11 protein-coding genes are annotated in these 13,703 nt (G+C 34.1%); 2 read left to right on the forward strand and 9 right to left on the reverse strand.

The window, feature by feature from the left end:
- Position 1 precedes the first annotated feature (1 nt).
- The 3 genes from ACZ2G2_RS10810 to ACZ2G2_RS10820 all read right to left on the reverse strand — a co-directional run bounded on the left by ACZ2G2_RS10810 (position 2) and on the right by ACZ2G2_RS10820 (position 4,455).
- Complete coding sequence (locus ACZ2G2_RS10810; RefSeq protein WP_090839730.1) at positions 2 to 529, reverse strand: RNA polymerase sigma factor; 528 nt, start codon at positions 527 to 529, stop codon at positions 2 to 4.
- An 89-nt stretch (positions 530 to 618) separates the two neighbouring features.
- Positions 619 to 1,176 (reverse strand): superoxide dismutase family protein, encoded by a 558-nt coding sequence (locus ACZ2G2_RS10815; protein ID WP_090839728.1) that lies wholly within the window; start codon positions 1,174 to 1,176, stop codon positions 619 to 621.
- A 69-nt stretch (positions 1,177 to 1,245) separates the two neighbouring features.
- Positions 1,246 to 4,455 (reverse strand): VPS10 domain-containing protein, encoded by a 3,210-nt coding sequence (locus ACZ2G2_RS10820; protein ID WP_470392088.1) that lies wholly within the window; start codon positions 4,453 to 4,455, stop codon positions 1,246 to 1,248.
- A 96-nt stretch (positions 4,456 to 4,551) separates the two neighbouring features.
- Here ACZ2G2_RS10820 and ACZ2G2_RS10825 point away from each other — a divergent pair, with 96 nt between their 5' ends.
- Both ACZ2G2_RS10825 and ACZ2G2_RS10830 read left to right on the forward strand, forming a co-directional pair.
- Positions 4,552 to 5,679 (forward strand): vWA domain-containing protein, encoded by a 1,128-nt coding sequence (locus tag ACZ2G2_RS10825; protein ID WP_470392089.1) that lies wholly within the window; start codon positions 4,552 to 4,554, stop codon positions 5,677 to 5,679.
- A gap of 156 nt (positions 5,680 to 5,835) precedes the next feature.
- Positions 5,836 to 7,302 (forward strand): MoxR family ATPase, encoded by a 1,467-nt coding sequence (locus ACZ2G2_RS10830; protein WP_470392090.1) that lies wholly within the window; start codon positions 5,836 to 5,838, stop codon positions 7,300 to 7,302.
- A gap of 72 nt (positions 7,303 to 7,374) precedes the next feature.
- Here the strand turns inward: ACZ2G2_RS10830 and ACZ2G2_RS10835 are convergent, their stop codons facing one another.
- From ACZ2G2_RS10835 to ACZ2G2_RS10860, 6 genes are all read right to left on the reverse strand, one after another.
- A complete protein-coding gene (locus ACZ2G2_RS10835) occupies positions 7,375 to 7,938 on the reverse strand; it encodes a PepSY domain-containing protein (RefSeq protein ID WP_470392091.1) in 564 nt (187 codons plus the stop codon).
- 96 nt (positions 7,939 to 8,034) lie between these two features.
- Positions 8,035 to 9,246 (reverse strand): bifunctional alpha/beta hydrolase/OsmC family protein, encoded by a 1,212-nt coding sequence (locus ACZ2G2_RS10840; RefSeq protein ID WP_470392092.1) that lies wholly within the window; start codon positions 9,244 to 9,246, stop codon positions 8,035 to 8,037.
- Positions 9,247 to 9,302: 56 nt separating this feature from the next.
- A complete protein-coding gene (locus ACZ2G2_RS10845) occupies positions 9,303 to 9,875 on the reverse strand; it encodes a YdeI/OmpD-associated family protein (protein ID WP_470392093.1) in 573 nt (190 codons plus the stop codon).
- A 2-nt stretch (positions 9,876 to 9,877) separates the two neighbouring features.
- Positions 9,878 to 11,527 carry a M1 family metallopeptidase gene (locus ACZ2G2_RS10850; RefSeq protein ID WP_470392094.1) on the reverse strand — a complete coding sequence of 550 codons (1,650 nt, stop codon included), beginning with the start codon at positions 11,525 to 11,527 and terminating at the stop codon, positions 9,878 to 9,880.
- 8 nt (positions 11,528 to 11,535) lie between these two features.
- On the reverse strand, positions 11,536 to 12,870 hold the full coding sequence (locus tag ACZ2G2_RS10855) for a M28 family peptidase (RefSeq protein ID WP_470392095.1): 1,335 nt from the start codon (positions 12,868 to 12,870) through the stop codon (positions 11,536 to 11,538).
- A 2-nt stretch (positions 12,871 to 12,872) separates the two neighbouring features.
- Positions 12,873 to 13,619, reverse strand: a complete 747-nt coding sequence (locus ACZ2G2_RS10860) for a CBM9 family sugar-binding protein (RefSeq protein WP_470392096.1) — start codon at positions 13,617 to 13,619, stop codon at positions 12,873 to 12,875.
- Positions 13,620 to 13,703 lie beyond the last annotated feature (84 nt).

The following is a 13,703-nucleotide window of genomic DNA, read 5'->3' on the forward strand; positions in this document are numbered from 1 at the left end:
ATTATAATACGGATTCTCTTAATTCTTTGATGCAATTTCTATTTCTAGTCTTTATCGTACCAATAGGCATATTCAATTCTTCTGAAGCTTCTTTCTGTGTAAAGCCTTTAAAGTATAATAGCTCTATAACTTCGATACATTTTTTTGCTAATTTGTCTACAAATTTCTTTATTCCAATAGCATCAGTACTACTGTCTAAATTATCTTGAGACTCTATTATATCTACGAAAAAATCGGAGTTAAGGTTTTTACTTGCATTTTTAAACGCTTTAGATCTTGTTTTGTCTATCGCCGCATTTCTAGCAATATTAATTAACCAAGTAAAAAAACGTCCTTTTTTAACGTCGTAGCTATCTGATTTGTGCCAAGCTTTTATAAAAACGTCTTGCATAAGTTCTTCAGCAATAGTGTTATCTCTAACAATATTGTAAATAACGCCATGCATGCTATCGCTATACATATTGTATAGTTTCTCGAATGCTTTTTCGTCCTTATTTTTAAATTGTATTACTAAATTGTCTAAATCCATATACGAATTAATGTGACTTCTAAGATATGATTTAATGGCATAAAAAAATCGCTTAAAAGCGATTTTTTTATAATAATATGGTAGGGTAATTATTCTATAATTCCACCACAGCTTACACGTCCACCAGCTGCACCAGTTGGTTGCGTTGTGTAGTCATCTGTACCTGCATGTACAATAATTGCTCTTCCTACAATGTCTTTGTTTTTGTCTCCACATCCAATACACCACTCGTCCGTAGATAGCATAATTGTTGCATGTCCATTAGCATCTGCTTCCATGTTTCCAATATCTCCTTTATGGTAACCTTCAGGGCTTCCCCATTTTCCGTGAGGTGCTCCAGTTGGGTTCCAATGTCCTCCTGTAGATTTTCCATCATCTGAAGAACAATCTGCTGTTTGATGAATATGGATTGCATGCATACCTGGCTCTAATCCACTTAACATTGCAGTAAATTTAATTTTTCCGTCTTCTTCTGTAAAAACAGCATTTCCAGTTGCAGTACTTCCGCTTTTAGATTCTAATTTTAATTTGATTTTTTTAGCAGTTTCTGCTACTGTTTTTTCGGTTTCAGGTTGTGTTTTGTCCTTTTTACAGCTTATAAATACGCCAAAGGTTAACACTAATAGTAGTAATGATATTTTTTTCATTGTATGATTTTTTTTATTTGATTTGTTTAAAGTTAAGCAGATAATTATGCTTTTGCAAATTACAAACAATTAATCTAAAGTAAAGGTTTTAATTTCATCTATTGCTTTAGTCATATTTATCTTAATAATGGACTGGTAATAAGGTTTAAAGGTCTCATCAAAAAAGCTATTTGTTTTATCAAGTGCTGCTTTTAAATCGGTTTTAGCATGTTGTAGCAACGTATGTTCTGTACTTGTTAGTCCAGATTGTCTTGTTGCTGTGTACCAAGAAGCGCCTCCTAATCTGTTATTAACACTTACATCTAAGGTTTTTGTAATTCCTTGTCGCTTATCTTGTTTTCCAACATAGATATCTAAAAGCGTATCTATCTCTTTAATAATGTCTTTAGAGGCTTTTATTTGGTCTTTATACTTGTCTTTATCTAATGCTGTTAATTCTGTTTTATACTTTTCAGCTAAGGTTTTATTTTTAGCTAATTGCTTTGTGGCATCCGCAGCAATTTGTCGCATGTTTTGTATTTCTTTTAAAGCTGCATAAACGTCGTCCGTATTTTTTGCAGAGACCTCTAATCTAGGATCTGAAGCTACCGTGATCATCGTTTCAGAAGATTGATCGCCATATTCTAAAACAGCTTTGTATGTTCCTGGTTTTACATCAACACCACCAGATTCTCTTTTTTGTTTTCTAATGGTTCTTGAAGGTCTATCGCCTCCTTTTTCGTCCATGTACCAAGTCCATTTGTGTAGGCCTTTTTCCTCAGGAACTTTACGTTTTAAGGTTCTAATTAACTTATCTCCGTTGTATAGTTTAAGTGAAATAGAATCCCACTTGATAGCGTTTTTACTGTCTTCTATTTCAGCTTCAGCGTTATCATCATCTGTATCTTTTTTATCTTCTTTTAAAGCTTTTACCGGATTAACTAAATACGTGAATTGTGCACCACGACCTCTGTTTTCTCCATGAAACATGGCGTCTGCACCAAATCGACTTCCTGTAGGCTGCTGGTAAGCAGCTTGATAAGCAGTAGGAGGTGAGAATAGTTGAATTTTATTAGCAATTACCTGCTTGCTTTTTGCAATAGCACGCAATGGTCTAATATCATCCAATACCCAAGCAGCGCGTCCAAAAGTACCAATTACTAAATCGTGTTCTCTTGGATGGATTACTAAATCTTTTACAGATACCGTAGGGAAACCTGAAGTCCATTTAGTCCATTTATCTCCAGCATCAACAGATATGTATAACCCATCATCAGTCCCTAAAAACATTAAGTTTGGCTCTACTAAATCTTCAACAATAGATAAGGTGTAACTTTTAACATCATTTTCATCTACGATACGTTCCCAGGTCTTTCCGTAGTTTTTAGTACGGTAAGCATACGGTGTGTAATTAAAACGTCTATAATCATTCGCGATAAGCAATGCTTCTCCTTTATTTTTATTACTTGCTTTTATTTGCGCTACCCAACTTCCTTTTGGCAAACCTCTTAGGTTGTTAGAAACGTCGTCATAACTCTGTCCTCCATTTTTAGTGACATGTACACGACCATCATCTGTACCTACCCAAAACACATCTTTTTCAACAACAGATGGTTCGATAACCAAAATAGTACAATGGTTTTCTGCACCCGTTGCATCCATTGTTAAACCTCCACTTTCGTGCTGTTTTTGTTTTTCAGGATCGTTAGTGGTTAAATCTGGAGAAATAACCGTCCAAGTCAATCCTTTATCTGTAGATTTATGTACAAATTGACTACCAAAATAAATGGTGCTGTTATCAAATGGATCAATATTTATAGCACTATTCCAGTTAAATCTAAGCATTACATCTTTATCAGGATGTATTGGTTTTACAGTATAATTGTTTCCTGTCTGCCAGTCGTATCTGCTCACAGAACCTTGCTGACTCATAGACCAACCGTAACGCGAATTGTCTTTATCCGGTACGACATCAAACCCATCTCCAAAACTAATTTCTTGCCAATAGCTATTTCTTATAGCTTGTGCACGCCAAACGTAAGCTGGACCTCTCCAAGATCCATTATCTTGCATCCCTCCATATACATTATATGGATACTCATTATCTACATTGATATGGTAAAACTGTGCAACTGGAATATTACCAACAAAACGCCAGTTTTTACCACCATCTTTTGTAATGTTTAATCCACCATCATTACCATCAATCATAAAATCACCATTAGTCGGGTGGATCCACCAAGCATGATGGTCAGGGTGTACACCATTGTCTGCGCCATAAGCAGGCATTAATTGCTTGAAGTTTTTACCGCCATCTTCACTTACATTTATATAGGTGTAAACAGAATACACACGGTTTTCGTTTTGTGGGTCTACATATATTTCAGAATAATAAAAAGGTCTATTTCCAATATCACTTTTTTCATTTACTTTTTTCCATTTAAAACCACCATCTTCACTTTTGTAAAGGGCATTTTTTTTAGCTTCGACTAAAGCATAAATAATATTTGGTTTATTAGCAGCAATTGCAACACCAATACGCCCTAATTCTCCTTTAGGAAAACCTTCTTTTTCTGTTACTTTAGTCCAGTGTTCTCCACCATCATGTGTAATATGTAATCCAGAACCTGATCCTCCAGATTTAAAAAACCAAGGGTCACGTTTGTGCTCCCAAAGTGTTGCAATTAATTTGTTAGGATTGGTAGGATCCATAACTAAGTCTGCAGCTCCTGTTTTATTGTTAGCAAATAATATTTTTTTCCATGATTTACCACCATCTGTTGTTTTAAAAATACCACGTTCTGGATGTTCTCCCCATGGACTACCAATGGCAGCAGCATAAACAATATCAGGATTTGTTGGGTCTATGACTACGCGATGGATATGTCTCGTGTTTTCTAAACCCATAGATTGCCACGTTTTTCCTGCGTCTAAAGATTTATATATTCCGTAACCACCATTTAAACTATTTCTAGGATTACCTTCTCCTGTACCAACCCAAATAACGCTAGGGTTAGATTGTTGTATAGCAACAGCTCCCACAGATGCGGTAACTTCTTTGTCAAATACTGGGTTCCATTTTATACCACCAGAAGTCGATTTCCATAAACCACCAGATGCCGTACCAACGTACATAATATCTGGGTTACTATGTACAACGTCTATAGATGTAACGCGTCCAGACATTCCGCCAGGACCAATGTTTCTTGGTGTCATGTTTTTGACTAAATCCATAGAGAATTCTTGCGAAAACCCTGTCAAAGAGAAGAGTAGTAAAAAGATAAAGGATAATTTTTTCATATTGGGTTGATTAGTTTGCCTAAAGTTAATCAACATTATCTTAAATAGATGTTAAGACATTTATTTTGGTGTTAAAATGTCGTATTTTTATACTGCATGAAAAACAAAAATAATAACAGAAAAGGCTTTGTATTTAAACCATACGAAGCCCCTTCACAATCCCCTTTCGAAAAGCTTTTTGATGTTTTTAAAGAGTTGATTACGCATACCTCCGGAGATTTTGACGAAGCTATAGATTGGCTTCGCGAGTTAGATAAAGAATACAAATTAACGACTCCGGATTATACAATTGACGACTTTGTAGAAGACCTTAAAGCTAAAGGCTACATACGTGAAGAAATTAAACCAGACGGTAAAAAAGGTAACGCTATTACAGCAAAAACTGAGCGCGCTATTAGGCAATCTGCGTTAGATCAAATATTTGGTAATATTAAACGCAGCGGATCCGGAAACCACAAAAGTAAAGGTGTTGGAATAGGAGATGAGCATACTGGCGATTTTAGAAACTACCAATTTGGAGACAGTTTGGATAAAGTGTCTATGACGGAGAGTTTGCGAAACGCACAAATTAATCATGGTATTGGCGATTTTAATTTAACCGAGGATGATTTGGTGGTTGAGGAAACCACACATAAATCGCAAATGAGTACGGTGTTAATGATAGATATCAGTCACAGTATGATTTTGTATGGTGAAGATAGAATTACGCCTGCCAAAAAAGTCGCGATGGCTTTAGCCGAATTAATTACAACACGCTACCCAAAAGATACCTTAGATATTTTAGTTTTTGGTAACGATGCTTGGCCAATTAAAATTAAAGATTTACCCTATTTAAATGTTGGACCTTACCATACAAATACCGTAGCCGGTTTAAAATTAGCAATGGATTTATTGCGTCGTAAGCGTAATACTAACAAGCAAATTTTTATGATAACAGATGGTAAACCAAGTTGCTTACGTTTGCCTGACGGAACCTATTATAAAGATAGTAATGGTTTAAATCCATACATCACTAATAAATGCTACTCACAAGCGCAGCAAGCTAGAAAATTGCATATTCCAATCACTACATTTATGATTGCTCAAGATCCTTATCTAATGCAATTTGTAGAAGAATTTACGCATGCCAATCAAGGAAAAGCCTTTTATACAGGTTTGAAAGGACTGGGTGAGATGATTTTTGAAGATTACGAAACAAACAGAAAAAAGAGAATTAAAGGATAGTGTTTTAGTTAAGAATTAAGAGTGAAAAGTGAAAAATTTCTCACTCCAATTAATGAAAAAAATAAAAGAATAAAGAGGATAGAAAAAAGAGAGTAGAGAAGACGTAATGTTAAGTCTATTTTCTTTTGTCTGTTATCTCTTTTCTAAAAATTAGATATGGAAATAAAAAATATAAAAACTTTAGGCGAATTAAAAAAAGCTGGATATAAAAGTAAGTCTATTAAAGACGAATTAAGAGATAATTTAATTGAAAGAATAAAAAGTAAAACAACTGTTTTTGAAGGTGTGCATGGTTACGAAAATACTGTGATTCCTGAGTTACAACGTGCTATTTTATCACGACATAATATTAACTTTTTAGGATTACGCGGTCAAGCTAAAACCCGCTTAGCGCGTTTAATGCTAAATTTATTGGATGAGTATATTCCTGTGGTTGAAGGGTCTGAAATTAATGACGATCCATTACAGCCAATCTCACGTTTTGCAACAGAATTGATTGCAGAAAAAGGAGATAAAACACCAATTATTTGGATGCATAGAAGCGAGCGTTTTGCAGAGAAATTAGCAACTCCAGATGTTACTGTTGCAGATATTATTGGTGATGTAGATCCAATAAAAGCAGCGAACTTAAAGTTGAGTTATGCAGATGACAGAGTAATACATTATGGAATGATTCCGCGTGCAAACCGTTGTATTTTTGTTATTAATGAATTGCCAGATTTACAAGCTAGAATACAAGTGGCTTTATTTAATATTCTACAAGAAGGTGATATACAGATTAGAGGATTTAAATTGCGTTTACCTTTAGATATGCAGTTTATTTTTACTGCAAATCCTGAAGATTATACCAATAGAGGAAGTATTGTAACGCCTTTAAAAGATAGAATTGGATCGCAAATTTTAACGCATTATCCAAAAGATATTGAAACTGCTAAAATTATTACGCAGCAAGAAGCTAAATCTGATGGTCGTCAAAAGGATAGTATTCATGTACCAGAATTAGCAAAAGACTTATTAGAACAAATTGTATTTGAAGCTAGAGACAGTGATTTTATTGACGAAAAAAGTGGTGTAAGTGCACGTTTAAGTATTACCGCTTTTGAAAACTTATTAAGTACTGCAGAACTTCGTGCTTTAAAGAATGGAGATGATACTACAACCATTAGATTATCTGACTTTTTAGGAATTATTCCTGCTATTACAGGTAAAGTAGAATTGGTTTATGAAGGAGAACAAGAAGGCGCAGCACAAGTGGCTTATAACTTAATTGGTGAAGCAGTTAAAAGTTTATTTCCTGAGTTTTTTCCTAAAATAGAAAAACTTCAAAAGCAAGAAGACGAAAGCCCTTATGACGATATCGTATCATGGTTTTTTAATAATTCAGAAGGGTTTGAATTGTTAGATGGTTTGCGTGATAAAGAATACAAAGCACTATTAGATGCTGTATCTCCTTTAGATGATTTATTAGGAAAACACCAAGCCAAACTAACAAAACAAGAAAGTTATTTTGTTAAAGAATTTGTACTTTGGGCTTTAGTAGAATATAAGCAATTAAGTAAATATAGATTTACGGAAGGGATTCAGTTTAAAGACCCTTATGGTAGTTTTATAAGTGGATTATAAAATAATAACACTAGAATAAATAAAAAAAAAGCAATCTCAATTTGAGGTTGCTTTTTTTATATTATTAATTGTTTACTGCTCTGATAGGATGCGTTTATTTTTTTTAATCTGTTTCGGTTTTAACCATAATAAAAAACCACTAAAAGAAATAAATAATAAGCCTAGTCCAATAATCGTGGAGTAGATTAATTTTAGAGGCGTCGTTTTGAAGTTTAATAAATAATCGACAATAGAGCCATCATGAATCATTTCAATTAAATCTGCTGTTCTTGTTTTTGCCGAAATTATTTCCCCAGTATAACAATTGATTTGTAATTCCGTAAAATGGTATTCAAATCTAACTTTAGCAATACCTTTTCTAGGTCTGTAATCTATCCTATTTATAGCGGTTGACAGTTTAAGACTATCAATATATTGTATCGCGTTTTGCTCTATTTTAGCTAATGAAATTAAAGGGGTGTTGTTAGATGCTACTTTTACGGTAGAAGGTTTAAAACCAAGTTGGTCCTTCCATGCTAAAAGTAAACCCGTTGCACTCATGATAACTATAAATAGTAATAATGAGACCGCTACAATTCGGTGCGTTTTACGATACCAACGTGTCGATTTTGCTAAGTTTTTGTTCTTCTTTTTCACGGGATATAATTAACAACTATTCTAAAGAATTTGATGAACAAGAATTCTTAAAAATTAGTTAATTTTAACTTTCCGTAACATTAAAAACACACGGTACTAAACTATTTTAGTTACTACGTCTATATCGCTATGTAGTGTTTTATGCACTGGACATTTATCAGCAATTTGAAGAATACGCTGTATTTGTTTATCGTCTAAATTTCCTTTTAGTTTAATTTCTCTATTAAAAGTGTCTACTTTGATTTCTTTTTGCTCACCATTTTCAACAACCTGTTTCGCTACTTTAGTATGCGAGGTGTGCACTTCAATGTTTTGCAAATCCCAACCCTTTCGTTTAACATACATCTGAACAGTCATGGCCGTACAAGCAGATAATCCCGCAGAAACAAACTCATATGGTGAAGGACCAAAATCATTTCCACCAAAACTAGTAGGCTCATCAGCCATCATGGTATGGCTCCCCACAGTCATTTGTGTAGTAAAACCATCTTCTGCATCTAGACTTGCAACTGCTTGGTGTGTTGTGGAAATCGTATCTGTTTTAGGGATAGAAATATAGCGTTTTGCCCAACTAGCTATTACACTTCCAACATAAATAGAATCTTCCTTTCGCATTAATAAATGATCGGCACCATCAAGAGATACAAAACTTTTTGGATGTCTAGCAGCAACGTAAATTTCTTCTGCATTTTCAATTCCAACCGTAGTGTCTTGTGGCGAGTGCATTACTAACAAAGCTTTACGTAAGTTTTTAGCAACGTTTGGCAACGACTTTGTTTCTATGTCGTCTAAAAATTGTTTTTTGATTGTAAACGGACGCCCGCCAATATTTACATTTGCTTTTCCTGTAGCTTTTATTTCGTCAACACTACTTTTAATTAGATTCTCGACATGTTTTGGATTTGAAGGCGCTCCAATTGTTGCAACAGCTTTAACGGAATCTATTGTAGAAGCTGCAAAAATAACAGCCGCGCCACCTAAAGAATGTCCAATTAAAAGGGTAGGAGCGGTATAGTTTTCTTTTAAATAATTAGAGGCACTAATTAAATCATCCACATTTCCTGAAAAATTAGTATTTTCAAAATCGCCTTCACTTTCGCCTAATCCAGTAAAATCAAAACGTAATACACCAAATCCATTAGAGGTTAATTCGCGAGTAATATTTTTTACTGCAGATAAGTTTTTATTACAAGTAAAACAATGTGCGAATATGGCAAAATTATGAGGATGTTGATTTATTGGAAGTTCTAAACGACCAACTAATTGTTGCCCTTCTGCATTAGTGAAATTTATTTTTTGAATATTCATTGTGTTGCGATTTTATATTAAGTCGAAAAAAAAGGAAAGCCTTTCAAATAATTATATTACCAAGTATTTCTAGATTTAATATTCGCTTCGCAAAATTTAATGATTTCTACAATTCTCTTTTGTTTTGTAGCTTCTCGTTTTGCTTGATTTAGCCAATACAAATAATGTTTTTTGTAAGATGGGGCAAAGTTTTTATAGTTTTCAAAAGCTTTAGGATTATCTTCAAATGCCAATTGTAATGCTTCTGGAATGATACCTTTCTCAACTTCATCTAAAGCAGTCCAACTTCCGTTTTTCTTACCTGTTTTAATTATTTCTAAGCCTTTTGGATGCATTAAATCTTCGGCAAGTAAGGTTTTTATATGTCTTTTGTTAAGTGCACTCCAGACACTTTTAGGATTACGTTTACAAAAGTATTGCCTTCGTTTTCCATCTCCTAAACTCTTGACAGTACTATCTATCCAACCATAGCACAAGGCTACTTTTACAGCTTCTTCCCAACGCATACTTTTGTTTTTGTGGTTTACTTTGTAAAAGATGAGGTAGATACCGTCATCACTGTCGTGATTGATGTGTAACCATTCTCGCCATGCTGTGTCTGATTTAAAATAGTATTCTTCTAAATTCATTTTTAAAATTCTTTTACCGTAATATAAAAGTCTCTATCCACGACTACTTTAGAATTTTTAGACTTTAATTTTAAAGTTTGATTTTTTGAAGTTGGCAAAATCCATTGGGACTGACCATTAATTTCAATTTGAATAGGCATTACAAAGCCATCAACGGTATTAGTCCATTTGTAGTTAAGTTTTTTACCTTCAACTTTATATTCTAAAGCAGGAATTTTAATACTCCTTAAATACTGATTAAAAAAGCCTTTTAAATCTAAACCAGATGCTTCTGCTAAATAATCTTCAATTTGCTGTGTTGTTACCGTTTGATGATAAAATTTACTATTTAACGTGCGTAGTATCTGTCTCCATTTTTCGTCGTCATTAACTAATTGACGTAAGGTGTGTAACATATTTTCACCTTTGTAATACATATCTCCAGAGCCTTCATTGTTCACATTATATTGCCCTATTAATGGTCTATCGTTTCTTACGTTTTTTCTTTTACCAATGACATATTCAGCAGCAGCTTCTTTTCCGTAATAGTAATCTAAAAATAGGTTTTCAGAATAAGATGTAAAACTCTCATGAATCCACATATCTGCAATATCTATATTGGTGATATTATTGGCAAACCACTCGTGTCCAGATTCATGGATGATTATAAAATCAAATTTTAAACCCCAACCTGTTCCGGATAAATCATCACCTAGATAGCCATTCATATATTTATTTCCGTAGGTTACAGAGCTTTGATGCTCCATTCCTAAATAAGGCACTTCGACTAACTTAAAACTATCTTCGTAAAAAGGATACGGTCCAAACCAATGCTCAAATGCTTTCATCATTTTTGGGGCATCTTTAAAATGCTCTTTTGCTTTTTCAAGGTTTTCTTTTAAGACGAAGTAATTCATATCTAAATCACCTTTTTCACCTTTATAAACTTCAGAGAAATTAGCATAGTTACCAATATTTATATTGACTCCATAATTATTAATTGGGTTGGCAACGTGCCAATTGGTAGTTATAGTTTCATCTTTATTATCAATAACGCTTTTAAGTCTTCCATTAGAAACATTCATTAAACCTTTTGGTACAGTGACACTAATATCCATACTATCAACTTCATCATACATGTGGTCTTTGTTTGGCCACCAAACGCTAGCTCCAAGACCTTGACAGGATGAGGCAATAAAATGATTACCATTATTGTCTTTTTTCCAAGAGATTCCGCCATCCCAAGGCGCTCTAATAGCTTCACGTGGTTTCCCTTCGTAATATGCAATTACGCTATTTGTTTCGCCTATATTTTGTTGGTCTTTAAGTGTAACAAAATGTGCATTTCCATCGTGTTTAATCTCTAATGCTTTATCATTTTGAGTCACTTTAGTAAGTACTAACGGTTCTTGTAAATCGATTTGTAATACTTGGTTTGGTTTTAAAACGGTATACTGAATTGTGTTTTTACCAGCAATAGTTTTGGTCTCCGGATTAACATTAATGTCTAAATGATAATAGGTTAAATCCCACCATTCACGCTCTGGCGTGATACTTCCGCGCAGTGTGTCTTGATGCGTAAACTTGTTTTTTTCTTGAAGTAAGCCTTGTGCATTTGCATTGACACAGAGCGTAATAACTAAAATTAAGGTCGAAATTAGTGTTTTATTCATTCTGAAATTTATCTTATTATTTTATTAGGAAACACCACAGGGCTTTCAAAACCGTCTTTTCCAACAGAAGCAATCCCGAAGAAATAGTTGTCAATAACGATGCCATCTAGCATAAATTCTGAGACATCACCAACATAACGACTGTTGTCCCAAGTAGGAGATGTGGTATCTCTCCAGTAAATTTTATAACCGATTGCACCTTCAACTTTATCCCATTTAAATTTAACGGAAGGTTCTACAATACCACCAATAGCAACTGTTTTTGGAGCAGGAGGTGCCCAAGCCAAATTAGCCATATTTATAGCGTTAACAGTAGTCAGTTTTTTTGCGTATTCAAAATTGACGTGCTCAATAACATCGCCATATTTTATGCCATTTTCTTCTCTAATATCTTGGTGTTGCTGTACATAGTTTTCGTGCGCTTCCATAATTCGGATCCCTGCAAAACCTAAGTCGTTAAAAGGTCTATGGTGTCCACCGCGTCCAAAACGATCTAATCTATAAACCATCATCGGATTCATTTCTGGCATGTATGTTTTTACTGTTTTATGTACGTAACGGGCTAATTGACGAGAAATTCCATCGACTTCTCCACCATAAAAACGTCTAAGTGTACGTTCTCTCTCGGTTTCGTTAGCAGGAACAGGTTCTGAAAAAATTCTAAAAGTGCGATTATCAATAACACCATCAACACCTTTAATGTTTCCAATCATGTCATTGTTAAGTATTCCGATAATATCCCAACCTTGCGCTTTAGCATATTTTGCTAAGCCACCACCGCCAAAAAGACCTTGCTCTTCTCCAGATAAACCAACATAAACAATACTGTTTTCAAATTTGTATTTGGACAAAACTCTTGCAGCCTCAATAGTTCCGGCCATACCAGAAGCATTATCGTTTGCCCCAGGTGCATCTTTTGTAAACTCCATGGTATCACTTCCACGAGAGTCGATATCACCACTCATTATAATATAACGATTTGGATATTTCGTTCCTTTTTGAATAGCCACAACATTAACAATCCAAGCATCGTGTGGTACGCGTTTGTTACCTTCTTTAGTAACAAAGTCTTTTTGATACGTGACGTCTAAGCAATTTTTACAGTCGGAAGAAATAGCTTCAAATTCTGATTTTATCCATCGTCGTGCAGCACCAATTCCTCTAGTTTCTGAAATAGTATCACTAAAGGTGTTTCTAGTACCAAAATCGACTAATTTTTGAATGTCTTTTTCAATGCGTTCTGCGGAAACAGCATCAATAATATCATATATCTTTTGGCTAGTTTGTGCTGTTGTTATTAAGGTGAAAGTTAAAAAACTTATTACAAGGTATATCTTTTTCATAGTTATTCTTTTAAAATTAAAGTTCCGAAAACGGAAGCGTCTATCCATCCTCTATTTTTATCTTTTCCTTCAATAGCTTCAGACCCAATAAAGTTTTCTCGAGTTTTACTTTTGTCATTATCACAGTATGCAATAGCAAATCCTATATTTTTATCCGTTTTTAGTGTTACTGGATTATTTTGTTTTCCATCTACAAAACTATCGTCATATATATTTATTTTAAGTTCCCAAATAGACGTGGTTCCAGTAGTGATGCGTTTAGATTGGACATGATTATTGTATAATGCAGGTATGTCACCAGGTGCAATATCCACGACATTGCCATCTAATCCTACGTGATAGGCAAAAGCATTATGATTATATTGATGTTCGCCACCACTATTATCTTCATCTATAAACACCTCGACACAATCGTTATCCCACCATAGTTTTAAGGGCTCTTTGTTTATTGTAGTTAGTAAATCATCATGTATTTCTACTAAAGCATATAAAGCATTGGCGTCCCAGGCTAATTTATATTGACCTTTAAAATCGTCTTGAGAGTAGGTGTCTCCTAACCATTTTTGATCAATTGGATACCATTTTGAAGATTCCCAAATAGCTTCTGTAGCTTTTCCATCTATTGTTGGACTAGTATTTGCTTTGTGTACAACTTTAAGTTGTTTAGCTGGTTTTGGAATAATAGTTTTATCTTCCTTACAGCTTATTAATAGAAGTGTTGTAAAGAGTAGAATGATGAGTTGCTTCATTACTTTTAAAATTTCTTCTAAATTAATGAAAAATAAAAAGCCACTTCAATTTGAAATGGCTTTTAACTAATAATTTACGACTTA

The sequence above is a fragment of the Olleya sp. KKT75 genome (assembly GCF_055635485.1).